Origin of the sequence: Actinomadura sp. J1-007, assembly GCF_009793335.1 — a bacterium.
Lineage (GTDB): Bacteria > Actinomycetota > Actinomycetes > Streptosporangiales > Streptosporangiaceae > Spirillospora > Spirillospora yumaensis.
Genome location: NZ_WING01000003.1, coordinates 936,939 through 962,407, shown reverse-complemented (window position 1 = coordinate 962,407; position 25,469 = coordinate 936,939). Strand labels below are relative to the sequence as shown.

The window sequence follows — 25,469 nt, the reverse complement described above, 5'->3', positions numbered from 1 at the left end:
GGGCAGTCTCGCCCGTCAGCGCCAGAGGAGCGCTCGGGCGGGGGCGGCGTTGTCCAGGCGGAGTTCGCCGGGATAGCCGTCGAGGGCGAACGTGGCGCTGACCGGCCAGGCGTGGACCGAGGCCAGGTGGCGCAGCACCGTACGGCCGTCCTGCCGGGCGAACGCGGTCACGCCGTCGGCGGCGGCGAGGGCGGCGCGCTCGGCGAGACGCCGCCAGTGGGCGGCGTAGTCCGCGCGGGTCAGCGGGCGCGGCGGCTCGGGCCGTGCCGTGTCGGGCAGCGGCGAGCTCTCGCGAGGGTCCTTGGGGATCCGGGGGAGCTGGGCCAGAGCGTGGACCTCGTCGGTGTACGGCAGGTCGTAGCGGTACTGGACGGGCAGGCCGAGCGCGGGATCGTTCTGCGGCGGGTCGCCGTCCGGGCGCGGGTCGAGCACCAGGCCGGGCAGCGACAGCGCCACCAGGGGCAGGTCGTACAGCTTCGCCTCGCCCGCGCCGAGCCATTCGCGGGCGGGCGACGAACCGCCGCCGTAGCGCGGCCAGCCCGCGGCGCCCTCCGCCGTGAAGCGCCAGCCGTCCGGCAGGTCCAGGCCGTCCTGGCGGACCACCGGCAGCTCGAACGGCACGAGCTGCCGCCCGGCGATCGGCACGTTGGGCGGGCTGACGCTCTGCGTGAGCGCGAGGGCCTGCACCATCGGCAGGGCCGGGTGGCGGCGCCAGACCAGGGGCAGCGCGACGCCGAGGAGGTCGGGCGGCAGGACGCCGCCGTCCACCAGGGCCCGCAGCAGCACCCGGTCGACGCCGTACTGGAAGGCCCAGGCGCCGAGGCCGGCCGAGGGGGCGGGCGCGGTCCGCCACGCGAAGGTGATCGCCTCGAAGGCGAGCCGTACGAGGGGCGCGAACAGCTCGCGCCCGGTGACGGTGTGCAGGGGTACGGTCGCCAGGCCGCCGATCCAGTCGTCGAAGCCGGGCAGGGCGTCGGCCGCGGAGGGCGCCTCGGTGCTCAGCCAGAACAGGCCGTTGACCGCCACCTCGGGCGCGTCCAGCGCGAGTTCGGCCGATTGGAGCTCGTACCCCCCGCCGGTCGGGCCGAGCACCCAGGTGCCGGTCATCCGCTGCGCCGCGGCGAGGGTGAGGCTCCAGGGCTGCTCGCCGGGGACCTCGCCGAACACGGCCGGATCGTCGTTGCCGTAGCTGACGGCGCCGCGCAGCAGGTTGACGGGCGCGGGGGCGGGCTCCGCCCGGGCCACGCCCGCGTCGAGGTAGACCTGTTCGGACAGGTTGGGCAGCGGGAGCTGGGCCCAGCCGTCGTCCAACGGCGTGAACCCCCACAGCACCGCCGGAGAGACGTGCTGGGCGTCATCACCGGGCGCCGGCCGGGTCCAGGACGGCTCGGGCACCTGCAAGGTGGCGCGGAGCCGCCGCGCGGCCTCGTTCGGGTCGAACGCGAGCGTCGTGGCGGCGAGGGTGACCCGCTCGTTCCAGCCGGCGCCGTCGCGTCCGGCCTGGTAGCTGAGCGTCCCAGTGGAGCCCGCGGGCGGGCCTCCGGCGGTCAGCTCCACCCGCAGTCTCGTGCCGTCGGCGGCCACGCGCGCACCGGCCGGTGTGATCCGCGCGAGCGTGTCCGGCTGCGCGTTCTGGTCGTACGGGCGGCGGTCGCTGAGGAGCACGCTGAAGTCGTCGCCCGCGAAGCTGATCGGGCGCGTGCCGGGCTGCTCCTGCCACGGCGCGATCTCCCAGAAGAGGCGCGGGACGGCGAGCGGGTCGGCGAGCTCCAGGGTGGCCCACTCCGGCGAGGGCACCGGCTGGACCAGGCCGTTCAACGGGTTGTTCGGGTTGAGGTAGCGATTGAGGCGCCGCCAGGAGGCGATGATCGCCGCCCGTTCGGCCTGCGTCAGCCGCTCGGCCTCGATCGTCATCCGGAAGCCGCGCACCGCGGTCCCCGCCGCCGGCTCGGGGTCGGGGACGGTCCGGGCGAGCTGGAACACGGCGGCGACCGGCGCGCCGTCCCACAGCAGGCGGACCTGGCCGAAGGCCGAGAGGCCGCCGGCGTGGACGGCGAGGGCGCCGAGCAGCCGGGCCGGGCCGGTGCGCTGCCCGATCGCCACCGGCGCGATGCCCAGCGCGGTGTAGAGCTTCTGCGTGGCGCTGGACTGGGCCGTCATCGGGTCGAGGACGATCTCACCGCCGAGGCAGGTGAACGTCGGCAGCTTGCCGGCGATGTTCTCGGGCCAGCCGTCGGCCGGGGCTTGCAGGAGCAGCAGGCTGGCGGTGCCCGCGTTGATCGCGGCCCGGATCGCCTGGGGCGGCAGCTTGCCGTCGGGCTTGTTGCCGCTGCGCTTCCACACGTACTGCGGCGCGCCGCCGTTGGTCGGGCTGATCGTGACGCTGGTGACGTACACCAGCGCCAGCAGCGAGCCCGGCAGCAGCACGCCGTCCTCGCCGACCGCCCGGCGCGGCGTCGTGTCCGCGTACAGGGTGCGGAACGCGAAGTTGGTGGCCGGATCTGCCAGCCGGATCACCTCGGCCTCGGCCGCCCAGAACGGGCCGGCGATCCTCAGCTTCGGCAGCTCGGGAAGTTTCGCCATCTGCTGCTCCTGGTCCGCTCGTGGCCTTGGTGGCCGCCGTCAAAGGCCATTGCGCCTACAGGTCCGAGGGGACGATCGGCCGCGGCCCGCTCGGCGCGGCGCTGCCGCGGCGGGCGCGGACCACCAGCGACCGCCCGCGCATTCCGCTGCCCTGGCTCGCGCGGTGCAGCCGCTTGAGGGCGAGCCGGTCGGGCCGCCCCGGGTAGGACGGCGCCAGCGCCGCCGGATCGTCCGCGCGCATCATGCCGTGGTAGCGCATCAGCGCGGCGCCGAGCAGCAGCTTCCCGGCGAGGACGCCGCTGAGCCCGCCTGGACGGGACGTACCGCGACGGTGAACGGCACCGTGACCGGGGACGCCGGCGCGCCGCCCGCGGCGGCGTCGCGCACGGCGACGATCAGCTTCTCCACGGCGTCGGCGAACTCGGGGAACGCGGCCCAGCGCCGCAGAGCGGCGGCGTCCGCGTCGCTCATCGCGCCGTTCCACCCGAGGGTGGTGTACTGCGTGCCCGCCGCGTTGCGCGCCGGCTCCGCCTTGCCCTGGAGCTCGGCGGGGATCTGCTCCGGCCCGGCGGGGATCTCCACGCGGGTGACGGCGTCCGGGCCCGCGCCCGCGGCCTGCTCGATGATCTTCGCGACGGCCCCGGTGAAGGCGCTGTCGCCGGGCAGCCGCCGCAGGTCCGCCGCGGCGGCGTCCGAGGGCCCCTCCCAGACCAGGGCCAGGGCCGGCGCCGGCAGGAAGTCGATCACCGCTGCGAGCCGGCTCGGCAGGTTCCCCGCGGGGGCGCTCACCGGCTCGGTGACGTACCAGCTCTCGAACAGCTCCCGGATCTTCGCCGCGTCCGGCGCGTTCACCAGCCCGACCAGGGCGTCGCGGTCGGCCCGCGTCATCACCCCGGCGAACAGCAGGCGGCCGTGGTCGTCGATGGCCGCCCGGTTGCGCGTGTCGGGCGGCAGGCCCGCCGTGGAGTAGCCGCTGCCGAGCTGCTCCTCGCTCACCTGGACCAGGTCGACCGCCAGCGGGAAGTCGCCGAGCGCGCCCGCCGGGGGCGACAGCGTGGTCCGCGCCACCAGGAACCGCTTGCCGAGCTGCCGGTGGGCGAACCTCCCGGCGACCGGGTCGAAGAAGCACTCGGCCTGCACCTCGATGTTGCCGCTGAACAGCTCGACGATCTGGTACACCACCTCGGGGTCGGGCAGGGCGCCGAGCTTGCGCGCGGTCGCCGCGCCGTTCGCCGGGTCGGGCTTCTCGCCGGGCCAGCGCGCCTGGGCGTCGTCGGGCAGGCTGTCCCAGAGCGGGCGCAGCGGGATGGTGATCGTGCGCACGCGGGTGTCGGCCTGGAGCTGCGGGCCCGGGGTCTCGGCGGGGAACGGCGGCAGCCGGTGCCACACGATGTCCGCGCCGCTCACGGTCGCGCTCGGCACCGGCGAACGGTACGTCAGGTCGCGCTGGGTGACGCTGTTGACCGGCGAGACGGTCCCGTCGGTCTGGGCGATCACCAGCAGGCGGTGCTCGTAGTAGAACGGCAGGGCGCGCCACTGCAGGGCGAGGACGCCCTGCGAGAAGTCGCCGACGCGTTCGGGCAGGTCCAGCCCGCGCAGCTCGTCCTGATCGGCCGTGCCGTCGAGGACGAGATGGTCCGGCCGGTCCGGCAGGCGGTCGGGGACGCCCGGGTACTCGCCCTCGACGAGCCGTACGGGCAGCTCGCGCTCGTGCTCCTCGGCGAAGTCGCGCACCCAGTGGTACCAGCCCGTGTAGCCGAAGCGGCGCAGCAGGCTGAAGGCGATCTGCCGGAACGCTAGCTGGCGGACGAGGGTCTGGTTGTGCTCGGCCAGGGTCTGCTCGTGGTGCTGGGCGACGATCACCTCCCAGATCGCGCCGGGCGCCGGCGGGCGCGCCGGGGTGGCCGGCTCGTCGAGCCGACGCGAGCCGAGGACGAGCGGGGCGTCGACGGCCTGCGTCCGCCCGATCACCACGTCCAGCCCGCCCGCGGCCGGGTCCACCTCCACCGCCGGGACGCCGGCCTCGGCGGCGGCGCGGCCGGGGAAGAGCGTGGGCGAACGGCGCAGGCTCTGCCAGAGCAGGTCGTACCGGCCGTACGGCTGGAAGTAGTAGCGCAGCGTGTGCGCCCACCGGTCCTCTAGCAGCTGGGTGTACGTCAGGCGTCCGCCGGCGTCGGGCGTGGCCAGCGCGGGCGATCCCGCGCGCGGGTACGCCGCGGCCACCCAGGGCCCGGCGCCCGTCGCGCCCAGCCCGCCCTGCCCCGCCTCCACCGCGCCGCTGGCGTCGAAGAAGCGCGCCGTCCAGGCCAGCACGTCGGGCAGCGCCTTGGCGATCTCGGCCTCGCCGGTGGGCAGGGTGACCTTGCTGGTGTCCGGCACCTTGGGGTCGTTGCTGTTCAGCGTCTCCAGGTAGTACTTGAGCCGCAGCCACTGGACGTGCTCGGGCAGGCCGTCGTCGGCGGTGGCGAACAGCTTGGCCAGCGCCTCGGTCGCGACGGTGAAGTGGTTGGTGCGCTCGTCGGTCGGGCCGAACTCCTCGTTCCGGACCGTCCCGGCCAGGCCCTCCGCGGCCTGGAGGTCGGCCGGGGCGAGGGAGGGGCGCAGCAGCCCCATCTGGGCGGCGCTGAGCATGGTGCCGGCGCTGAGCAGCTTGCGTCCCGCGTCATAGCTGAGCAGGGACGCGATCGCCGGGTCGAACGGCTTCGGATCCACGCTCAGCCTGGCCGACGGACGCACCTCGACCGTCGCGGGGAGGGACGCGCCGCGCAGGAGCAGGGCCGCTTCGCCGTTGAGCGGCAGCCTGACCGTACGGGTGATCGGGGCCGGCTGCGGTTCCAGCTCCGCCTGGCCGGTCCCGCTGTCGGGCCGTTCGACCAGGCTGCACGGCGCGGTGAGGGCGAAGCGCACCTCGACCTCGGTGTTCGAGCGCCCGCTGATCGTGACGGCGCGGTAGCGCAGCCGCTGCCGGACGGCGGGCCGCAGGCTGATCTGGACCAGGGCCAGCAGATCGTCGCCCTCGGCCGGCCGTTCGCTGAGCTGGACGCTGCGTCCCGGCTGGAACAGCAGCTCGACATGGAGGTGCCGTCGGAACGCGGCGAAAGCCGCGGCGTCGGGGTCGGACCCGCCGCCTTCCAACTGAGTGAAGAGCCCTTGGAGCAGCTCCAGCAGCTTCGGACCGCGCACGGTGCCCGTGACGGGGTCGTGGAGGCTGAAGGTCACCGCGAGGCCGAGGCGCTGGAGCGCGCCCCAGCCGTACCGGTCCGCGCCCGGCGGGCAACTGGCCAGGAAGTCGGCGAGGTCGTTCGGCAGCGTCGGCGGGCTGATCTGGAGGGCGGCGGCGTAGCCGTCCGAGATCCGGCCCTGCGGGTCGGTGCCGCTGCCGGGACGCATCCCGCGCAGCCGTTCCACCAGGCGTTCGAGCAGCGGATGCAGCGGGGTCTCACGCTTGCCGCCGGGCCGCGTGACGCCCTCCCACTCCGGCCACTCCAGGTAGGAGTCCTGCCAGGAGTACCAGGGCCCGCGCTCGTCCCGTACGCCCTGGGCAGTGGGATCGGGCCGGCGGCGACGCTGGACGGCTCCCGGGTACCAGGCTTCCCACTGGCTGGTGTTCAACGTGTCGCCGGGAACGAGCGGCAGGTCCTCGGCCGGGAGCATCTGGACCTCTTGCAGCAGCCGCAGTTCCTCGGCGAGCCGGGCCGCGCTGGCGAACGTGTCGGTCGTGGCCGCGTCGATGTTCAGCTCGTACAGCCGGTAGCCGGCGTTGAGTTCGAGCGGGTAGGCGGCGTCGCCGCTCGGGCCCTGGTTCCAGCGGAACCGGATCGCCCGGATGCCCTGGGGATGCGGCCGGAACCCGACGATCGCGCCGATGTCCCCGGTGAAGACGAACGGGACCGGGGCGGCGTTCTCCCCCTCGGATCGGGCGGTGTCCGGGAGCGGCATCGGCGCGTGGGCCACGCCCGGCTCCGCCCGTTCGTCCTCGGGCCGCACCACGCCGAAGGCGGTCGGGCGCGGCAGCCACTCCAGCTCCGCCGGACGGCGTTCCTCGCGCGGGTTGCCCGAGTGCTCGATGCGGTCGTCCGGCGCGGGGGACGTCGGCGGCGCGGCCACCGCCTCGGCGGCGAGCAGGAGCTGCACCGGCGCCAGGGCCGAGGGCACGTCGCGGTCGGAGACCGTCTGGAAGAAGACCCGCCACGCCTCGGGACGCCACGCGCCGTCGGGCAGTACGCCCCGTTCGCGCAGGGTGGCGACCGGGATCACCGCGCCGCGCGCGCCGGGCGGCCCGAAGACGTGCTCAAGGTCGATCTTGATGTCGGTGGGCAGCGGACGGGCGTTCGACGTCGGCAGGCCGGTGGTGCGCCCGCGCTGGGTCGTGCTGTCCAGGCCGTAGGAGCCGATCGGCACGGTGCTCTCGCGGCGGAAGACCAGCCGGTACGTGCGGACCGGCACCGCAGGGCCGCTCTGGCGCGCCGGCTCGCTCCACTCGACGTAGACCTGGCGCGGCGTCATCACCTGGGGCGTCGCCGCGCCTTCCGCCGGTTCGAGGTCGGACGGGGCGATGCTGTAGCTCACCGTGAGGTCGCCGTCCACCGGCACCGCGGGAGGCGTGCTCGGGTAGCGCGTCGCGATCAGCGTCAGCGGGCGCCCGGAGCCGCCCGCGAAGTCGACGGGCGTGATCGTGTAGACGTAGCCGCGGCCCTCGCGCGGCAGCGCGGCGAGGTCGCCCGCGGTGTCGGGGAAGTGGTCGACCACCTGGAAGCGCGGCTGGAGCAGCGAGAGCGTGTCGGTCGGCGTGGCCTGCCCGTCCCCGTCCGCGCCGGCGACGTCGGTCGTGTGGCGGTGCAGCACCTTGACCGGCTTCACCGTCGTGGTGTGCTCGGCCTCGTCGCCGTCGAGGGCGCGCCGGCGCACCAGGTAGTGGGCCAGGTGGTGGTCGGGGTCGTTCTGGGCCCGGGTCGTCCCCGGCGCGGCCTGGCGCCGCCAGCCCAGCTCCCAGGCGAGGGCGATCGTGCTCGCGTCGCTGTACTGCCGCACCTGCTCGAACTCGGGCGGGAACAGGTCGAACCGCGACTGGGCGACGTTGAAGGCGCGCACGGCCTCGCTCTTCGGGCCGGGCCCGGTCGCCTCGGGCCGTTCGCGCTGGCTGATCGACGGCTGGCCGTCCAGTCCGGCCGTCACCTGGTCGAGCCAGGCGGGACGGCGGTCGTCGGCGGTCTTCACCGCGAACACCAGCCCCATCTGGAAGGCCGCCGAACCGGCGACCAGCTTGTCGCGCTCGGCCTGGCTGCTCTCGGCGTGGAACGCGCGCAGGTCGGAGACGAGGTCGTGGATGATCACACCGCGGAGCTGGTGGGCCTGCTGGTCGGCCTGGACCGCGCTGACGGCGCCGGGATCGTCGCCGTCCTGGGCGCCGTCCGCCGCGTAGATCGTCGTACGCGGGTCGAAGGCCGACTCCAGCAGCTGCGCGTACAGCTCCTGCGGGTCGTGCTTGAGGAAGGGCGACCCGCCGAACTGCTCGTACGCTCCCCGCACGGCCGCCTCGAAGGAGCTGTCGGACGGGCTCTGCACCCGCGGGTCGCTGACCGGCGGGCGGTAACCGGGCAGCGCGCCGGGGTCGCCGACCGGGCGGGCGACCGCGGCCTCTCCCGCGCCGGTGTACTGCTGCTTGAAGGCGTTGGCGAGGTGCTGCGCCAGGCTGAGCCCGTCCTCCAGGGGCGCGGGGGCGCCCGGCGCTCCCGTGGCCTGGTTGACGACGCGGCGCTCGGCGGAGCCGTCGGCGTAGACCCGCGCGGCCCAGTTCACCCCCCAGGTGATCGGCTCGCCGGCGGCGACCGCGCCGCTCACGTCGACGAACCGCGGACCGGGTAGCGGGTCGAAGTGCAGGAGCGTGTAGTTCTCGCCGGCCGCCGGCTTCGGCACGCGCAGCGCGAAGTCCTTCGCGACCGCGGTGCCCTCGGCGGGGGGCGGCGGCAGGAAGCCCGGCTCGGGCTCCGCCACCGGGAAGCCCTCCTCGTCGAGGACGAGCCGGCCCTGCGCGTCCCGGTGCGGCCGTTCGCCCTGCGGCAGCAGCACGAAGTAGATCTTGTGCTCGTCGTCCCAGGCGGGCGCGTCGCGCAGCACGAAGATGACGTAGCCGGGCACGTGGAACACGTCGCCTTCGGCGGCCGTCCTCTCGCCGAGCAGGGGCGCGAGGGCGCGCGGCGGCAGGGCGGGACGGCGCGCGGCCAGCAGGCGCGTGAAGGCGGGCGCGGCGTCCAGCGCGCCCCCGGTGCCCGGCACCGGCTCGACCTCGGTGGCCTCCAGCCCGAGCGACAGGAACTCCTTGGTGCGATCGAGGGCGGCCTGGACGTTGTCCTCCTGGAACGCCACCTTGACGTTGGCCTGGAGGCTGTGGCCGCAGCAGGAGACGCCGACGGTGCCCGCGCCGCGCACGCCGGGCACGCTCAGTCCCTTGACGCCGATCTCCAGGCCGGCGCTGAACGTGATCTCTAGGCTGAAGCGGAACGAGAGCTTGATGGTGGTGAAGACCAGCGGGATCTTGATCCAGAACTCGATGGCGAAGGAGATCTGCACCTCCAGCCCGATCGCGCCGTACACCGCCGAGTTGTCCGTCGGGTCGCGGAAGTCGATCACGCCGATGTAGCGCGCGCCGAACGCCACCCGCGCGGTGGCGCTGATCCGCATGCCGACCAGCCCGAGGTCGACGCCGGCGCTCAGTTCGAGCCTGCCGCGGGCCAGGAAGCTCGTTCCGAGCACCATCTCCGTGGTCGAGACGCGGAAGATGAACCCGCCCTCGATCTCCACGGCCAGCGGGCCGAGCTTGGTGTGCCAGCGCAGCATGTTGGGCCAGCCGAGCTCGTAGTGGAACAGCCCCGGCTCGATCAGCAGGGTGGCGGAGAAGCGGCTGTCGGCGATCGCGTCGCGGACGAAGTCGGGCAGCGGCGGATGGACGCCCGGCTTGCCGCCCTCGGGCTTGGAGATGTGGGCCAGGAACCGCTTCTGGCGCGGCGACAGCAGCACGAAGCCGCTCAGGATGGGGTTCTCGCGCGCGCCGTCCCGGTTGGTGACGTAGTCGGCGTAGTTGGTGTTGAACCAGCCGCGCACCGACATGAAGAACGTCAGGTCGCTGCGGAAGGCGATGATCGCGTCGACGAGGAAGATGCAGGCGAGGTCGGCCTCGGCGAACGCCTCGTACCGCAGGGGCGAGGCCGAGGCCGAGGTCTGCGAGATCATCGCGCGCAGCACGATCGTCCAGCGCGGGTCCTGCCCGGCCTCCTCCAGGTCCACCGCCCAGCGGTCGCGCTTGGACAGGTCGCCCTGGGTGCGCGAGAGGCCCTCCAGGGTCTTGAGCAGCTTCTTGACGTCGTTCTCGGCGTCGGCGGCCTTGATCGCGGCGATGGTGAAGCGGTAGCCGAAGCCCATCCCGATCTCGCGCAGGTAGATCTGGATGACCGGGATCATGAAGCTGACCTGGCGGATCTCCAGGTACAGGAACCAGGCCCGCACCCAGGGCGAGCCGGGGCCGCGGCGCACGCGCAGGAACCCGAAGCTGGCCGCGATGGCGGGCAGCCCCTGGATCTGGACGATGCCCTCGCCGACCAGCCCGGCCTGGTCGGGCTCGTCGACGAAGTCGACCACGCCGCTCAGCCGGAAGGCGGCGCCGATGGCGAGGTTCACCGCCAGCCGCGTGAAGTGGATGCGCGGCACGAACTCGCCCGGCAGCGGCAGGCCGATGAACAGCTCGTGGTAGTCGGGCCGCGAGTCCGGCGTGTCGCCGGGCCCCTGGGCGAACCTCAGCTGCCCGGTCACCTGCATGGCCCCGTCGCCGCCGAAGAACTCGCACTGCGGAACGAAGCCGATCGCGCGCAGCTCCATCTCGAAGCAGCCGAGGAAGTTGAACGTCTTCGGCTTGGGCAGCTCGACCAGGAACTTCACATGCTTGCCGATCACCCGGGCGTCGCCGGTGAGCGGGCACTGGACGAGGTCGATGCGGGTCTTGCCGAGCAGGGCCAGCGGCCCGTCCGCGTCGTCGCCCGGAGCCAGCACGAACCGGGCGGAGCCGGTGACGGTGAAGTAGAGGTGGAACGCGCCGTCGTCGACGAACCGCAGGCCGAGCGCGTCGACCGAGAACTGGAAGCGCGTGCCCTTGCAGTCGAGCAGCTTGACGCCGCGCAGGTTCGCGGCGCCCTGCACCAGGGTGAGGTCGCCGCCTTCACGCTGGGCGAACTGCAAGGCGATGTCGGCCGTGGCGTCGCCCACGAGGTCGGGCGGCAGCGGGCCGGAGCCGGCGATGGTGAAGTCGGCGATGCGGTTCTCGCGGATCACGAAGCCGCTGTCGGTGAAGCGGAACCGCGTGCGCAGGCCGTTGAGCCGGGCCGGGCGGTCGGTGACGGTGGCGGCGAGGTTGACGCCCTTCGGCGTGAGCGCGAAGTCCCGCACGCTGAAGGTGATCGGCTCCTCGCTGGCCCGCGTGAAGTCGAGCTCCAGCATCGCCCCTTCGGGCTGCTGGATCTGGTAGTGGTAGTCCTTCGTGGCGATGGTGAAGTAGTGGAAGGACTTGTCGGCCAGCTCCTTGCCCTTGAACCGCCAACGCATCCCGAACAGGTCGGGGAACTCCCGCTCGGCCTCCGGCGCGCGCAGCTCGATCCCCTGGTCGTGGTCGACCTTGAGGGCGAAGGTGCCGAGGCTGAAGGTCAGGCGGCACCGCAGGTCGAAGCTGAGGCTCAGTACGCGCAGCCGCATCCCGATGTCGAAGCCGACCTCCCCCTGGGGCAGCGTGATCGGCAGCCCTTCGAGCGGCGTCGGGGTGTAGAGCTGGAGGAACTGCGCGTCGTCGCCCTGGCCCTGCTTGAGGAAGGGCAGGGTGAACGCCCCGCCGCCCGCGTCGATGTTGACGCTCAGCTTGGCCGTCCAGCCGTCCTGGAGGTCCACGGGGTCGAACGCCACGGGCTTGCAGAGGGACGCCGGGTCGTTGAGGTCGAGCGGGGCGATCGGCGCGGTCAGCTCGCGGAAGAAACCGGGCAGCTTCGGAGCGCCGAGCGCGACGTCCAGCAGCACCAGGCTGCGCGGCCCGTCCGCCGGTTCGAGCGTGACGCTGAAGAGGGGCTTGCCGGGCGGCTGGGGCGGCTCGTCGTTGTGCAGCTCGCGGTCGCCGTCGCGGCCCCACGCGAACGTGCTGCCCGCCGTCACCGGGCCGTCCCCCGCCAGGGTGACGACGAACGCGGCGCGGCCGAGGCCCGCGCCCTGGCGCATCAGCAGCAGCGAGAAGCGGCTGGACGCCGGGACGCCCACGCTGAGGCCGGGGAGCGCGAACGCGGCGCCGGACGCGGCCTGCCAGTCGAGGCGCACCTCTTCGAGCCCGTCGCCGATGATCAGGCGCAGGGTGACCTGCTGCTCGCCCGCCGGGCTGCGGTCGCCCAGGTTGGGAACGAACCGGCCGAGCAGCCGGTTGAGGGCGCCCTCCTTCCATTGCAGCACCAGGCACGCCTTGCCGCCCGCCTGGTGGAAGCCGACCGTGGCGCTGTCGATCACCACGCCCGTGTCGCCGATCTGCACCGGGTACGGCAGGGGAGCGGTGAACGGCGCGTCGGCGCTGAAGCCGTCGCTGCCCGCGCTCCCGCTGAGCTTCGGCACCGTGAACTGGACGAACGGGCGTCCGGGATCGGGCTCGTAGCGCGCGTCGCCGCCGCTCGTCACCTTGCGCATGGGCCGCAGCAGCTCCGGTCCGAAGCGCAGCGCGACGGGCGCGTCGGTCAGGCGCAGGGCGGTCTTCGGCAGCACGTCGATCGCGAAGCCCAGCTGGGCGGGCGCGCTCGGGCTGCTGTCGGGGGCCAGCACCACGCTCACCGCGTCGAAGCCGGGCAGGCCCAGCACGAGTTCCCGCTCGAACAGCAGGCGGGTGGCCAGCCTGCCGTGGTCGACGTCGGCGGTGGTGTGCGGCGGCTCGATCCAGACGTGGTCGAGCACGGCGGGGTCGGACGGCCTCGGCAGGAAGGACGGCCACTTCTCGCGCATGAACTCGTTGACGGTCACGAACATGCTGCTGCTCATGGCAGGCAACCCCCCCACGGGAAGCGCGAGTCGACGTCGTAGTAGCGGTCGTGTTGGTCCTGCTCGCTGTCGGTGAGCCTCGTCTCCGCGGTGGGGAGCGTGAGCGGAACGACGTTGGACGGCAGGGTGACGCCGCTGCCCGCGGTGCCCCACTCGGGCTCCCAGACGTGCAGCGCCTGGTCGAGGTCGGCGATCCTGCTCTGCTCGGCCGGGCCGATCAGGCCGAAGGTGTCGCCCCAGAGTTGCGTCCGGTACTGCCGCACCAGCGCGTCCTCCTCGTCGAGCAGGCCCACCGCGTGCTCGAGGTCGCTGTAGAGGCTGCGCTGGTAGGCGTTGGCCGAGCCGATGAGCGCCCAGTGGTCGTCGACGATCGTGCTCTTGGTGTGCACGAACACGTCGCGGAGGAACGCGCGCACCCGGCCGCGCTGCTGGGGGTTCAGATCGTGGAGCAGGCCGTTCCACAGCGCGACGTTGGCGTACGCGGGGATGGGCGGATCGTTCGGGTCGTTGATCCCCTTGATCAGGACCACCTTGAGATCGTCGCGGATCTTGAGGACGCGGTTCAGCCAGGCCATCACGTCCACCGACCAGAACCCCTGGTCCTCGATGTAGACGTAGCGCTCGGCGGTGAGGACCGCGTTGAACCAGGCGGAGCGCACCTCGAACAGCCCGTCGGGAGCGAACGAGATCTTCTGGTTCTCGGGCAGGAGGTTGGTGCTCTTGTAGTTGAAGCGCGGCACGGTCCGCAGCGACTGGACGTGGTGCTTGCCCACCGGCGTGGTGGGCAGGTTGCGCGTCGGCAGGTAGGGCGTGCCGGGCGTGTGGCTGGCGACCTTCACATTGCCGTCGCGGAAGGACCTGACCTCGCGTGCCCGGAGCTCGTTCCAGATGTTGCGGTAGAACTCGTACATCGCGAGCACCGCCGGGCCCTGGACCTTCGCCTGCACGTCGTGCCACTGCCCGGCGGGGTGCGGCGGGGCGCCGTGCCGGTCGTTCACCAGGTCGAGCCCACCGGTGTAGCCGGTGGCGGTGGTGCCGTTGCCGACGAGCACCAGCTTGGTGTGCGACGCGCCGGCGGAATGGGCGATGATGTTCAGGCAGGCCCTGTCGGCGAGGGCGGGTTCGTTGCGCAACTCGCGGATGGAGGCCATGGTCGACAGGTTGATGTCGGCGATGCCTATCTTGTTCCGGACCGACGAGGTCGCGACGCCGTAGTCGGCCATTCCGGAGAACGAGATCCAGCCCATGACGCGGACGTCCACTCCGGCGCGCGCCTTGGCCTTGAGCACGTCGATCATGAGATTCGAGGCTCCGTAGCCGTCGAGCGAGAACGGGAGCTCCGATCCCCTCGGCGGCCTTCCGGGAGGGGGCGGGTGGCCCAGGAAACCGACCCACCAGCCGGTGATGTAGATGAACTGGGCGCTGTTCTCGCTGGGCGTCCCCGTGCCCAGTGGCGTGATCGCCGCGGCGAGGTCGTTGAAGTAGGCGGCGCCGTCGATCAGTGGAGTGACCAGGCAGCCCGAGAACGTGGCCGGCAGCGGCTCCGAAGGGGGTTCCGTGTCGTCGGGCTGAACGAAGTATTTCTTTCTCAGAGCATCGATGTCAGCCACGGAAAACCCCCGAAGCTATATGCCATTACATGATGGAATCTGGCATTCTGATGGCAGAGAGCGGTGAACGCGTATCGGCCGGGAATGACGGAGAACCCGGCCTGATAAAGGGTGGGAGAAGCGATGGGCCGATTTTCCCACAGGCGGCCACCCTCCACAACTACCCGGCCCGATCCGGTCAGCGCGACTTCCCGTCGCCGGATCATCGGCGCTGTATCGAATACAGCGTCGACATCCATCCCCGATCCGGATCGAACGGCCCGACACGGTGCGTCGCGAGATCGCGGAAACCGGGAGAACTTCCATGCCGCTATGGGCGATTCTCGCCGAATCGCGTCCGAGTGGATCATTCCGAAAATCACGCGGCGTGAAACTGGCCGTGTGAAGCCGGAACGACGCCGGGCCGGCTTGCCGCGCATTCTTTCGCCCGCGCCGCCGCTCGGCGTCCGGCGCGAGCGTGGTACAAGATCGCCTGGTCGTGGGCCGTAAGGAGCCGCTCGTCCCCGGCTATCCGTTTGGCCGCCGCGCGCCTGGAGACGTGTTCGATTCGTCCTTGCTCCGGTGCGGGACCCGGCGCCTCGCCCCGTACGCCAACGGCCTCTCGCCCCGCGCGGTGACGCCGCCTCGGCGCGGAAGTGCGCCGTCAAAAACCTTCGCCTGAGATGGCGGGTAACGCGCTATCCGACTGGCTGTCAAGAGCCTGCCAATATGGCCGAATCGCCCTGTTCTATCCCCTTTGAGCGATCTTGTCGCGGTTCCATTCCGGCGTTTGGATCTAGAGGTGATCTTTCGCAGCGCGCCGCCCGCGGTGCGCTTCGGGCGCCCGCCCGTCGCCGCCGCCGGACCGGTCCCGCGCGGACCGTCCGTCCCGGACGCGTGCCCGGCCTGCGCCGTCCTCCCCGAGAAGGAGCCGTCACCATGCCCAGCCTGCTGAGCTACAGCCTCCACACCGACGCGGCGCCGCTGGAGGTCTCACGGACCGGGGCGCCCTCGCAGGCCACGGTCTACGTGCTGGCCTCCAACCACCACAACCGTTCCGTCACCTGGACCACCATCGACGTCACGGTGCCCGCCGGCGCGAACGCCGCCGACCTGGCCTCCAGCAACGCCTCCATCGCGCCTGAGACCCAGGCCGTGCCGGGCGGCACGCCACCGGCCTTCGCCCGGGACCCGCGCACCGGCGCCTACCGCGCGACCCCCGCCGCCGGCGGCGGAACCCTGCGTTCCGGCGAATCCCTGGTCCTGGTCCTGCGGAAGATCCCGGTCAACGAGACCGAGGGCCTGGCCGTGCTGACGATCAGCGAGACCGCACGCGGCGGCGACGGCAATCTCAAAACCGGCACCCGCCACGCCGCGCAGGGCGTTGTGAAGAAGGCCCCCAGCATTCCGCGCGACTTCCGTCCCGACCGGACCCAGGTGGACAACGGAGACGACATCGTTCTGCGTTGGGACGGGCCCGACACCCTTCAATACGCGATCGGCCTGCCGGACGGATCAAAAACTGCGATCGCACCCGGCGCGCGCGAATGGAAACCCGGCCCCGGCACCGGCCCCAAACGCGACACCACGTACACCCTCATCGCCACCGACCCCGGCACCCAGCGCGAACACCACCTCACCACCACCGTCCAAATCAGCAGGCCCACCTACGAAACCATCACCGCCACCACCGGAATGCACACTCCCTGGATCCAGGGGACCAACACCAACGACGGCTGGATCACGTTCCCTCAAACGGCATCAACGTGTATCGCGACGGTGGGCAGCAGTGGGGGACGGTGGCGGCGGATAAGGCGGATGTCAACGGCGTGAACGCTTCGTGGGTTCAGGGAAGGTCCACGAGTGATGGCTGGATCAGTTTCCCGCAGGGCGGCATCAACGTTTACCGCGACGGCGCGCAGCAGTGGGGGACGGTGGCAGCGGACAAGGCCGACATCAACGGCGTGGACCTCCAGCATTTGAACGTCGCCGGGGAAGTGGTCGCCAGCGGCCTGACCATTTACAAGAACGGGACGCAGTGGCTGCAAACCAATGAGACCACCGACAGCTTCGTCTTCGACAAGCGCATCGACGCGCCGGCCGTGACGACCAGCGAAGCGTACATTACGGACCTCGAAGTGCTGGGCAGGTTCAGGAGATAGGCGGATAGGCCGTTCCCCGTGATGACCGGGCACGCATTCGGTGACGTGGGCGCAGGCGGACGCGCAGGCGCGGGTGCGTCAAGTCCACGTCGCCGAATCCGGGTCGATGCCTTGATCGCGGGCGTTGGCGTCGATGATGTCGCGGAGCCAGCCGGCCAGGCCCGGCTCGATGGCGTCGTAATACGCCGCGAAGCCGGGGTCGGCGGCGTATTTCCTGCCCAGGCAAACGTGCATCGAAAGGGTGCAGTCGAAGTAGACGGCGATGGAGGCTCTGTGCCGTTCCGCCAGCGCGTTGGCTTCGGCACTTCCCGGCTCGACGCCCGTGCGTTCGGCCGCTGCCAGGTCGTTCTCCAGCGTCGCGATGTCGTCGGCGATCCGCTGCCAATCCTCGGGGCCATGCCCGCGGCGCGTTCGGCGTACTGCGCCCATTGGGCCGTGCCGCCCCACCGGTCACGTGCGCCCGCTGCCCATGACGGCTTCCAACGCTGCCCGAAGATCGCGACCTGCTCCTCCGCGGAGAGCAGGATGCCGACGTTCGCAGCTTCGATCAGGCGGTCGACCGCATCGACCATCGCCTGCAACCGGGAGATGCGATCGAGCAGTTGTGTGCGCTGCTGCCTCAGTGGCGCGGTCAGGTCGGCCGTCGGAGCGTCGAGGAGTTCGCCGATGCCGTCGAGGGGCAGGCCGAGCTCGCGGTAGATGAGCACCCGGTGGATGCGTGCGACATCGGCCGCGGAGTAGAGCCGGTAGCCGCCATCCGTTCGCCCGGAGGGGCGGACGAGCCCGATCGCGTCCCAGTGATGGAGGGTGCGGACGGTGACCCCGGCGTGCGACGCCGCGGCCCCGACGGTCAGCCCGCCGGGTCCCGCGGCGTCGTTCATCGCGATGTCGGTCACGCCGTGGAGTCTGGCATGCGCGTCCGACCTGCGCGCTCTCACCGTTCGGGGAGTCGGATGCCGAGCGCCTCAAGGTCGCGCGCCTCGTCGCCGCCGGGGTCGAGGAGCCGGGCCGCGGTCATGATCACGCGCGCGTTCTCCGGCGTGACGACCTCCAGATCCAGGGTGCTCCACGGAGTCCGCCGCGGCCCCGTCGTACATCCCGGCACCAGCGCGGTGCAGGCCCGCGCGATGTCCTCGACCTGGCCGAGCACGCAGGCGAAGCTGACGCTCACCGTCGGAGGGCCGCCGGGGCGCCGGTCGGCACGAGCAGGACATCCTGGAACGCCCACCGTCGAAGGTGCGTGACCTGGCCGGGGATCGTGAACAGGTCGACGAAACCGAGCCCGCGGGTCCAGAAGTCCACGGACCCGGCCAGATCCGACGTCGGCACGCTGACGAACATCGGCATGCCGTAGATGCCCCGGTAGATCTCAGGCGGCGTCGCGTCGGGTCCGGGCGGAGGGACGGGGCTGATCTCGAATGCTTCGTAGTAGTCGGTCACGCGTTCATCGTGAAGCCTGACGCGACGTGAGGGTCAAGCCGTCGCGTCCGAACCGCGGTGGAGCGCCACGGCAGCGGGCCTTGCGGTGAGATGCGCGGTCCCGCTCCTCCCTGAGGGGGAGGGACGGCCGCCGCGGACTGCGGGCGCACCAGGCCCGAATCGATGCGGTGCGACGACGACCGGAGGGTTGTCGGCAGGGATTCTTCAACTGCTCGGCGTCGGCGGCCGTACCGGCGTTCTCAAGCCCGATCCGCGCTCGCTATCAACGACGATGAAAAGGACGTCTATGTCCGAAGCAGTGGTTCTCCCGGTCCGCATGGGGAGGCTGTCGATCGGTGTCCTCGGCGTTCTGGCACTCGCCCTCGGCACCCTGCAATCAGTGGTGGAACCCGCGCTTCCGCTGCTGCAACGGGAATTGGGGGTCAGTCCCGCCGAAGGGGCATTGGTCGGCAACACGCTGCTCATCACGGGCGCGGTCATCACACCCGTCGTGGGCGAACTCGGCGACCGCTACGGCGGAAAGCGGGTGCTGGTCCGGCTGATGGCCGTGGTCTCGGCCGGTGGCCTGCTGGCGAGCCTGGCGCCTAACCTGCCGGCGTTGCTGCTCGGACAGGTCTTGCAGGGCGTGATGGTGGGCGCCCTTCCCCTCTCCTTCATCCTGGTGCGCAAACACCTTCCGATAGGGGAGTCGCAGGCGGCGATGGGACTGGTCGTCGCGCTCTTCGCGGGCGGCGGAATGGTGGGAATACTGATCGCCGGCCCGCTCGCGGAAGGGCTGTCCTGGCATTGGATGTTCGCGCTGCCGACGATCACGATCATCGCGGCGACGCTGGCCGTGACCCGGCTGATGCCGCACGATCCGCCGATCCGTTCGGACGGCGGGATCGACTGGCCCGGCGTCGTTCTGCTGAGCGGCACGCTGCTCGCGTTCATGCTCGGGCTCGTGACGGTGACGAGCACCGACCTGCCGCCGCTCGCGGTCGGCGCCCTCGCGGCGCTCGCGGCCGCACTCGCGGCCGGATGGGTCGCCGTCGAACGCCGCGCGGCCTCGCCGATGGTCGATCCGCGGATGCTGGCGAAGCCTGCGATGTGGAATGCGTGCGTGCTCACGTTCGCCATGACCACCAGTTCGGGAATGGTCGTCTTCCTGCTCCCGCAACTGTTCGCGATATCGGCTGACGGGTACGGCTTCGGAGTCGGCACCACCGATATCGGACTGTTCCTGATGCCCGGCGTCATCGCCGGGGCGGTGAGCGATTCGGTCGGCGGGATCGCGGCGCGGCGTTTCGGCCCGCGTCCCGTGTTCATCGCGGGCGCCATCGTCACGGCGGCCACGATGATCGCCCTGGCGTCCCTGCACGACGCGGAGTGGCAGCTCGTCCTCGCGAAGGCGCTGACCGCGTTCGCCGCGGGCGTCGGAACCACGGCGTTGCTCGCCGGCACCGCCACCGCCGTCGAGGCCGGCGACACCGGCGTCGCCACCGGCCTCCTCATCGTGACGCGCGTGATCGGCGTCGCCCTGGGAGCCCAGATCAGCGGCGCGATCCTCGCCGCCGGCGCCGACCCGGTAACGGACCAGCCGACCGAATCGGCCTTCGTCACGGGATTCGCCGTCGCCGGACTCGTCGCCGCGCTCTCCCTGCTCGTCGTCCGTTTCATGAAGAAAGGAGCGTGGACATGACATCTACCAGCCCGCCGATGGACGTGATGAAGCGAACAGTCCTGATCTCAGGGGCCAGTATCTCCGGACCCGCGCTGGCGTACTGGCTGCACCGGTCCGGATTCGCGGTCACCGTGGTCGAGAAGGCAGGCGCACTGCGCGGCGGCGGTTACCCGATCGACGTCCGCGGCACCGCGATAGAGGTGGCCCGGCGGATGGGAATCCTGCCGCAACTCCAGGAGGCGCATATCGACTCGCGTCGCTGCACCTTCCTCAACGCCGATGGCAGCAGATTGGTCTCGGTCCCCCCGAGCGCCGTTTCCGGCGGCACCGAGGAACAGGACGTCGAGGTACGCCGCGGAGACCTGGCCGCCATCCTCTACGCGCTGGTACGCGACGACGTTGAATTCATGTTCGGCGATTCCATCGACACGCTCGACCAGTCCGAACGGGGAGTCGACGTTGCTTTCCGCAGTGGCCGACGGCGCACGTTCGACCTGGTGATCGGCGCCGACGGTATGCACTCGCATACCCGGGAGGTCCTGTTCGGCCCGAAGAGCGGTTCCACCGCTACCTCGGCTACTGCTTCGCCATATTCACGATGCCGAACACGTTCGGGCTCTCCCACGAGCTCACATTGTGGAACGCCCCCGGAAAAGCCGCCGCCCTCTACGCCGTCGGAGACAACGACGAGCTGCATGCCTTCCTGAACTTCCACCAACCAGACCCGCCGTTCGATGCCCTCCGGAACCCCGACGCCCAGCGGGACTTGGTCGCCACGGTATTCGCGGGCGCTGGATGGGAGGTCCCCGCCATGGTCAACGCCATGCGCGAAGCGGACGACCTGTTCTTCGACACGGCCGGCCAGATCCGCATGCCCCGCTGGTCCAGCGGCCGCGTCGCGCTCGTCGGCGACGCCGCGTACGCACCCTCGTTCCTCACCGGACAAGGGTCGAGCCTCGCCCTGGCCGGCGCCTACATGCTCGCCCACGCCCTGGCCACCGACCGCGACCACACGGCCGCCTTCGCCGCCTACGAACGCGACGTACGCGAATTCGCGGACATGAACCAGGCGCTGGTCGACAACGGCGCGGCCACGCTCTTCCCCACCACAGCGCAGGCCCTGGAGCAACGCGACACCATGCTGCGCGCCCTCGTCACCATGCCTTCCACGCCGCCTCGCCCAGCCCACTCAGCCCTCACCCTCCCGGACCTCGCCCCGCCACCCTGACCCAACCACGCCAACCACCCGCAGCCGACCCATCACGGGCCCGCGGTGGGTCTCCCTGCCTTCTCGGGCGGCGCGGTGACGCCGCCTCGGGTTGTCCGGCGAAGTGCCTGAGGACCATGTGGACCAACGCTTCGACGTCGGCGTTCACCAGGGGCGTCGACGGTGGCGCGGGCGTAGCCGAGCTCGTCCAGCGTGGTCAGCGTCGCGGCGAAGACCAGGTCGTTGACGCCGGAGCGCGGGCGACCGGGCGGTCTGGGGGAGGCGGTCGCTCGGGGCATGTCGACACGGTAGCCCATTGCGCTACCATCGGTAGCGATACTTGCGGTAGCGAAATTCTTCGGGCTGAGGAGGACACATGGGCGAGGCCACCGGTACGGAACGGCCGCCGCTGGGCATCCGGGTGCTGCACGCCCTCGGCAAGGAGCCGGACTGGGCGGCGATGACGGCCGAGGAACTGGTCGCGCTGCGCGAGAAGGTGAACCGCAAGCGGGCGTCACCTCTGGCGCGGCTGATCACCGGGTTTCCGGACCGCGGTGCCGCGGTCCGGTGGCGGGAGGTGGCGCTGCCCGACCGGAGCGTCCCGGTCCGGGTGTACCGGCCCTCGTCCGAGCGCGACGGTACGGGCGCGGGCCTGCCCTTGGTGGTCCACGTGCACGGCGGCGGGTTCGTGGGCACGGCGACGCAGAGCGACTGGGTGAACAGCCACCTCGCCGCGCGACTGCCCGCGGTGGTCGTCTCGGTCGAGCACCGCCTCCTCGACCCGGAGACTCCGCTGGCGGCGGCCGTCGACGACGGCTGGGACGTGCTCCGGCACGTGGTGGCGGACGCCGCGCAGTGGGGAGTCGACCCGGCACGGGCCGCCGTCTTCGGTGAGAGCACCGGCTCGATGGTCACCGCTCTGGCGGCGATCCGCGCCAGGGACTCCGGCCTGCGCCTGCGGGCCCAGGTGCTGGCCAACCCCGTCGCCGACGTGACCCCGGCGGGGTTCGACCACGCCTCGATGAAGCGGTACGCCGACAGTCCGACCCTCAACATGGGGCAGATGCGGCTGTTCGAGCAGCTCGCCGTGCCGCCGGGAACGGACGCTCGCGCGATGTCGCCGCTGCTCGCCGACGACCTGAGCGGGCTGGCCCCGGCGCTGGTGGTGGTGCCGACCATCGACCCGGTGGCCGACCACGGCCGCCGCTACGCCGAACGGCTGCGCGCGGCCGGCACGCCCGCGCGGGTCACCGAACACCCCGGCGCGACGCACGCGTTCCTCAGCATGCCGAACCTGGTGCCCCAGGCCAAGGCCGCACGGACGGAGATCGTCGCCTTCCTCCGGGAGCAGTTCGCGGGATGACGGGCCCCTGGCGCCGGTGCGGCGTGCCTCCGCGTGGTCAGCCAGAGGTGCGGACGGCCCGGCGGTTCGGAGGGTGTACGCGGCGGGGCGCGCTTGGGTGGGGTGATCTTTCGTGCTGTCGGTGCGGGAGGACAAAGTAGCGGACGTGGTGGCGACGGGGTTCTGGCCTAACGGGGTGCCGTCGCCCATCCCGAACGATCAAGGAGTTGTCTATGCCCGTCCCGCCTGAGGAGGAGCTGGTGGCCGATCTGGTGGCGCTCGCTCGCGTGCCGTCGGCGGTGCCGCTCGGTGCGGACACGCTGATCGAGCCGGACCATCCGACGCTGCGGCATTACGTTCAGGAGTGCCTGCGGCCGATGTTCCGGGGGCTCGGGGCCGACGTCATCGACCTGCCGCGCAACCAGTTCGCGGTACGGCTCGGGGACGGCGGCGGGCCCTGCCTCGCGCTCATGGCCTACACGCCCACCCAGCACCACAACCTGATGGCCGAGCCCTGGTCGGGACGCATCCGGACGCCCACCGAGCTCGGCATCGACGAACCGTGCGTGTTCGGCCAAGGCGTCACCCAGAACAAGGCCCACCAGGCGTGCCTCCTCGACCTGGCCCGCTGGATCATCACCGAGCGCGTTCCGCTGCGCGGCACTCTGCTGCTCTGCGTCAACAACGAGGGCCGCAGCAGCCACGACTGCTCGAACGCGATCCTCGACGGCCTTCCGCAGACGCCGGACCTTGTCGTCCAGCTGTTCCCCACCGGATTCGACGTTTCGGTCGGCAACCGGGGACGCGTGGACGTGCTCGTTGACATCCAGGGGACGACGGCGCATTCCTCCGCTCCGCCCGCTCAGGGACGGGTCATCGACGCGGCAGCGGACGTCGTGCGGCGGCTCGGCGAGCTCGATGCCGTCGTACGGACACGTTCGCACCCGGAACTCGGACACGAACAGGTCGTCCCGTACCAGGTGCGGTACGAGCCCCTCGCGCCGCACACCCTCCCCGCCACGGCGCGGATCACCGTTGACCGGCGGTTGCTGCCCGGCAGCGACCCGGACGCGGCGACCAGCGAGATCCGCGCGGCCCTCGAAGGAGCCGGTACCGGCTGCGAGATCAGCGTACGGCCGGGTGTCGCGATGCTCCCGGCCTACCTTCCGCCTGAGCGGCGTGCCGTTCTGGGCCCCCTGGCCGCGTCGATCCGCACGCACCTGGGGGAGCCCCGCTACACGGTCTACGGCGGCAGCTTCGACGCGGGCGGCCCGGCGTCGCGGGGGATCCCCACCGTGATGTTCGGCGTGCCGGAGGAAGGGGACCTCCTCGGCGACGACTACGTCCGCCTGTCCGCGGTACGGCGGCAGGCCGCCATCCTCCGCGACACCGTCACGCGCTTCTTCGAGGCCGAACGAACCCAGGCGCCGAGCTGACACTCCCGTTGCGGTCCGGCGGCGGGTGTGTCCGCTTGGCTGGACGGGGCCCAGGGGCCGGGAGCGCCTACGGAAACGGTACGGAAACAGCCGCGGGTGTACCAATGGCCGTGTTACCCGACGCACGATGTGAGGAGCACGGCATGGCGCCTCCGGCTGATCTCCCCGTACCCGACCGGCGCGCATTCTTGGCCGCGACCGGCCTGGCCGCAGTCGCCGGCGCGGCGTTCTCGCCGACGAGCGCGAGCGCGGACGCGAGTGGGGCCGACGCGTCCGTCGAGGAGCCCGACCGGCTGTTCAAGGAGGGCAGGTTCACCGCGGCCGAACGCGGTTATCGACGCGTGCTGCGCCAGAATCCGCGGGAGGCACGCGCCGCCGCGCAGGTCGGTTACATCGCGCTGCTGTCCAACAGGTTCCGCACGGCCGAGAGCTTCCTGGCACGTGCGGTCCGGTTGAATCCCAGGGACGTCGCCTCGAAACAACGGCTCGCCGAGTGTTTCGTGCGGCAGGACCAGCTCGCGCGCGCTGTGCCGTTGCTCCGGCAGACCGGTGGCCAGCGGGACGCGGCGTACGCCACCGTCTTCGACCATCTCCCCGGTACGCCCTGGCAGATACACGGCCCCGCAGGCACGCGCGTGCCGTTCCACACCCTTGACCCCGTGCCCAGCGTGGAGGCGTCGGTGAACGGCGGGGCGCCGAAGAAGTACCTCCTCGACACGTACGCGACGCTCGACCTGTCGGCGCAGGCGGCGGAGGAGGCGGGGCTGCGCGCGCTGGCCAGCATGTCGGGAGGCGTGGTCGACACCCATCCGGTGACCCTGTACTTCGGCGTCCTGGACTCGTTCAGGATCGGGGATTTCGAGATCCGCGACATCCCGGTCCAGTGGAACGACACGCAGAGGCCGCCCATGCCCGACGGCTCGCAGCCGGCGGGCGCCTTCGGAACGACGATCTTCTATCACTTCCTGACCACGATGGATTACGCCGGCCGGGCCCTGATATTGCGGCGCAAGAGCAGGACTCCGCAAAAGGGATTCCCCAGCCGGAACCGGCTCCCGCTGTGGCTCGCGGGCGACCATTTCCCGTGCACGGTGGGCAGCCTCCGCGATTACGGGCCGCGCATGGTCACCGTCGACACCGGCGGCATCGCCAGCGCCCTCGACACCACGGTGGAGATCGCCGAACGGGTCGGCCTCGCGGTGGACTACGAGCACCCGTCCGACCGGTTCGGGCACAGGACCTACCCGGTCACGGCCGACCGGATCAGCCTCGGCGGGGCGGTCGGGCGGAACGTGCGCGGCCACGCGGCGGAGAAGGCGTTCCCCGGGCTCCCCGGGCCGGCCAGTCCGCGCAGTTCGGCTTCGACCTGATCGCCAACTTCACGCACGAATTCTTCAAGCCGTTCGCCGTCACTTTCGACTACACCGCCATGACCTTGTCCGTCGCCCGCGGCTGAAACGCCTCCCGGTTTCAAAGGTGCGCGGATATCCTGCGCGGATGCCGTTCGAGAACATGAGTCCCGATGCGCGATTGGCCGTGGCGGCGGCGCAGGCGGGAGCCGCCGTCGTCCGCGGTATGTACGGGACGACCCAGGCGAAGTACGGAAAAGGCGGAGGCGATTTCGCCACCGCCGCGGACCTCGAAGCCGAGAGGACCATTGTCGACCTCATCCGGACGGCCCGGCCGGACGACGCCGTGACGGGGAGGAGAGCGGGCGTTCCGGCGGGGACGGCACGGACCGCATGTGGCTGGTCGATCCCCTGTGCGGCACGTTGAACTACGCCGCTGATACCACACTGGTCGCGGTGAACGTCGCCTTGCGCGTCGGGTCCGCCGTGACGGCCGCGGCGTCGGCCGATCCGTTCGCGGGGAGGTCTTCTGGACGGACGGCGAGGGCGCCCGGGTACGGCGCGACGGCCACGACCGGGACCTCGTGCCGTCGCCCGCATCGAACCTGGTGGACGTGCACCTCGATCCGCCGTTCCCCAACGCGCCGGGCT

The 25,469-nt window shown here is 71.7% G+C and carries 16 protein-coding genes and 2 pseudogenes; 10 read left to right on the top strand and 8 right to left on the bottom strand.

Annotated features, from left to right (window positions below; translation table 11 throughout):
• Positions 1-15 precede the first annotated feature (15 nt).
• From GEV43_RS45770 to GEV43_RS55770, 4 genes are read right to left on the bottom strand one after another with little or no spacing between them, the layout of a single operon-like run.
• Positions 16-2,583 (bottom strand): hypothetical protein, encoded by a 2,568-nt coding sequence (locus GEV43_RS45770; RefSeq protein WP_160826816.1) that lies wholly within the window; start codon positions 2,581-2,583, stop codon positions 16-18.
• 55 nt (positions 2,584-2,638) lie between these two features.
• Positions 2,639-2,842, bottom strand: coding sequence for a hypothetical protein (locus tag GEV43_RS45765; protein WP_160826815.1), 204 nt, complete (start codon positions 2,840-2,842; stop codon positions 2,639-2,641).
• The gene (locus GEV43_RS45760; RefSeq protein ID WP_160826814.1) at positions 2,842-12,630 is read right to left on the bottom strand and encodes a hypothetical protein; all 9,789 of its coding nucleotides are present in this window, start codon (positions 12,628-12,630) and stop codon (positions 2,842-2,844) included. Before GEV43_RS45760 ends, GEV43_RS45765 begins: the two co-directional genes overlap by 1 nt.
• Entirely contained in the window at positions 12,627-14,240 is a 1,614-nt protein-coding gene (locus tag GEV43_RS55770) for a phospholipase D-like domain-containing protein (RefSeq protein ID WP_160826813.1), read from the bottom strand. The genes GEV43_RS45760 and GEV43_RS55770 overlap by 4 nt, the downstream gene beginning before the upstream one ends.
• A 918-nt stretch (positions 14,241-15,158) precedes the next feature.
• Between GEV43_RS55770 and GEV43_RS45750 the strand changes: the two genes are divergently transcribed.
• Together GEV43_RS45750 and GEV43_RS45745 are read left to right on the top strand one after the other, a co-directional pair.
• Positions 15,159-16,052, top strand: coding sequence for a hypothetical protein (locus GEV43_RS45750; RefSeq protein ID WP_160826812.1), 894 nt, complete (start codon positions 15,159-15,161; stop codon positions 16,050-16,052).
• A complete protein-coding gene (locus GEV43_RS45745) occupies positions 16,049-16,381 on the top strand; it encodes a hypothetical protein (protein WP_160826811.1) in 333 nt (110 codons plus the stop codon). The genes GEV43_RS45750 and GEV43_RS45745 overlap by 4 nt, the downstream gene beginning before the upstream one ends.
• Before the next feature lie 78 nt (positions 16,382-16,459).
• Here GEV43_RS45745 and GEV43_RS53010 read toward each other — a convergent pair whose 3' ends face one another.
• The 4 genes and pseudogenes from GEV43_RS53010 to GEV43_RS55760 all read right to left on the bottom strand — a co-directional run bounded on the left by GEV43_RS53010 (position 16,460) and on the right by GEV43_RS55760 (position 17,821).
• Positions 16,460-16,810, bottom strand: coding sequence for a TipAS antibiotic-recognition domain-containing protein (locus GEV43_RS53010; protein ID WP_241684535.1), 351 nt, complete (start codon positions 16,808-16,810; stop codon positions 16,460-16,462).
• Between the two features lie 185 nt (positions 16,811-16,995).
• Positions 16,996-17,262, bottom strand: a pseudogene (locus GEV43_RS53005) (MerR family transcriptional regulator); the annotation flags it as partial.
• 53 nt (positions 17,263-17,315) lie between these two features.
• Positions 17,316-17,552, bottom strand: coding sequence for a hypothetical protein (locus GEV43_RS55765; RefSeq protein ID WP_309240345.1), 237 nt, complete (start codon positions 17,550-17,552; stop codon positions 17,316-17,318).
• Complete coding sequence (locus tag GEV43_RS55760; protein WP_309240344.1) at positions 17,549-17,821, bottom strand: hypothetical protein; 273 nt, start codon at positions 17,819-17,821, stop codon at positions 17,549-17,551. The genes GEV43_RS55765 and GEV43_RS55760 overlap by 4 nt, the downstream gene beginning before the upstream one ends.
• A gap of 286 nt (positions 17,822-18,107) precedes the next feature.
• On the opposite strand from GEV43_RS55760, the gene GEV43_RS45730 reads away from it, so the two are divergent.
• The 8 genes and pseudogenes from GEV43_RS45730 to GEV43_RS56895 all read left to right on the top strand — a co-directional run.
• Positions 18,108-19,502 carry an MFS transporter gene (locus GEV43_RS45730; RefSeq protein ID WP_160826810.1) on the top strand — a complete coding sequence of 465 codons (1,395 nt, stop codon included), beginning with the start codon at positions 18,108-18,110 and terminating at the stop codon, positions 19,500-19,502.
• Positions 19,499-20,191 carry an FAD-dependent monooxygenase gene (locus tag GEV43_RS48955; RefSeq protein ID WP_206681741.1) on the top strand — a complete coding sequence of 231 codons (693 nt, stop codon included), beginning with the start codon at positions 19,499-19,501 and terminating at the stop codon, positions 20,189-20,191. The genes GEV43_RS45730 and GEV43_RS48955 overlap by 4 nt, the downstream gene beginning before the upstream one ends.
• Positions 20,083-20,712, top strand: coding sequence for an FAD-dependent monooxygenase (locus GEV43_RS53000; RefSeq protein ID WP_241684534.1), 630 nt, complete (start codon positions 20,083-20,085; stop codon positions 20,710-20,712). Before GEV43_RS48955 ends, GEV43_RS53000 begins: the two co-directional genes overlap by 109 nt.
• A gap of 355 nt (positions 20,713-21,067) precedes the next feature.
• Positions 21,068-22,054: an alpha/beta hydrolase gene (locus GEV43_RS45720; RefSeq protein WP_160826809.1), complete on the top strand. Its 987-nt coding sequence runs from the start codon at positions 21,068-21,070 to the stop codon at positions 22,052-22,054.
• Between the two features lie 212 nt (positions 22,055-22,266).
• Positions 22,267-23,469, top strand: a complete 1,203-nt coding sequence (locus GEV43_RS45715; protein WP_160826808.1) for a M20 family metallopeptidase — start codon at positions 22,267-22,269, stop codon at positions 23,467-23,469.
• 143 nt (positions 23,470-23,612) lie between these two features.
• On the top strand, positions 23,613-24,839 hold the full coding sequence (locus GEV43_RS45710) for an aspartyl protease family protein (RefSeq protein ID WP_206681739.1): 1,227 nt from the start codon (positions 23,613-23,615) through the stop codon (positions 24,837-24,839).
• 127 nt (positions 24,840-24,966) lie between these two features.
• Entirely contained in the window at positions 24,967-25,245 is a 279-nt protein-coding gene (locus GEV43_RS48945; RefSeq protein WP_206681738.1) for an inositol monophosphatase family protein, read from the top strand.
• A pseudogene (locus tag GEV43_RS56895) lies at positions 25,212-25,283 on the top strand (hypothetical protein); the annotation flags it as partial. The gene GEV43_RS48945 and the pseudogene GEV43_RS56895, both read left to right, overlap by 34 nt.
• Between the last annotated feature and the right edge of the window lie 186 nt (positions 25,284-25,469).

Bases quoted from the DNA above. Each gene is read 5' to 3' on its own strand.
- GEV43_RS45770 (WP_160826816.1), bottom strand. From the start codon at position 2,583: ATGGCGAAACTTCCCGAGCTGCCGAAGCTGAGGATCGCCGGCCCGTTC.
- GEV43_RS45720 (WP_160826809.1), top strand. From the start codon at position 21,068: ATGGGCGAGGCCACCGGTACGGAACGGCCGCCGCTGGGCATCCGGGTG.
- GEV43_RS45715 (WP_160826808.1), top strand. From the start codon at position 22,267: ATGCCCGTCCCGCCTGAGGAGGAGCTGGTGGCCGATCTGGTGGCGCTC.
- GEV43_RS48955 (WP_206681741.1), top strand. From the start codon at position 19,499: ATGACATCTACCAGCCCGCCGATGGACGTGATGAAGCGAACAGTCCTG.
- GEV43_RS53010 (WP_241684535.1), bottom strand. From the start codon at position 16,810: ATGGGCGCAGTACGCCGAACGCGCCGCGGGCATGGCCCCGAGGATTGG.
- GEV43_RS45730 (WP_160826810.1), top strand. From the start codon at position 18,108: ATGTCCGAAGCAGTGGTTCTCCCGGTCCGCATGGGGAGGCTGTCGATC.
- GEV43_RS48945 (WP_206681738.1), top strand. From the start codon at position 24,967: ATGCCGTTCGAGAACATGAGTCCCGATGCGCGATTGGCCGTGGCGGCG.
- GEV43_RS45750 (WP_160826812.1), top strand. From the start codon at position 15,159: ATGCCCAGCCTGCTGAGCTACAGCCTCCACACCGACGCGGCGCCGCTG.
- GEV43_RS45760 (WP_160826814.1), bottom strand. From the start codon at position 12,630: ATGAGCAGCAGCATGTTCGTGACCGTCAACGAGTTCATGCGCGAGAAG.
- GEV43_RS45765 (WP_160826815.1), bottom strand. From the start codon at position 2,842: ATGCGCTACCACGGCATGATGCGCGCGGACGATCCGGCGGCGCTGGCG.
- GEV43_RS53000 (WP_241684534.1), top strand. From the start codon at position 20,083: ATGCCGAACACGTTCGGGCTCTCCCACGAGCTCACATTGTGGAACGCC.
- GEV43_RS45710 (WP_206681739.1), top strand. From the start codon at position 23,613: ATGGCGCCTCCGGCTGATCTCCCCGTACCCGACCGGCGCGCATTCTTG.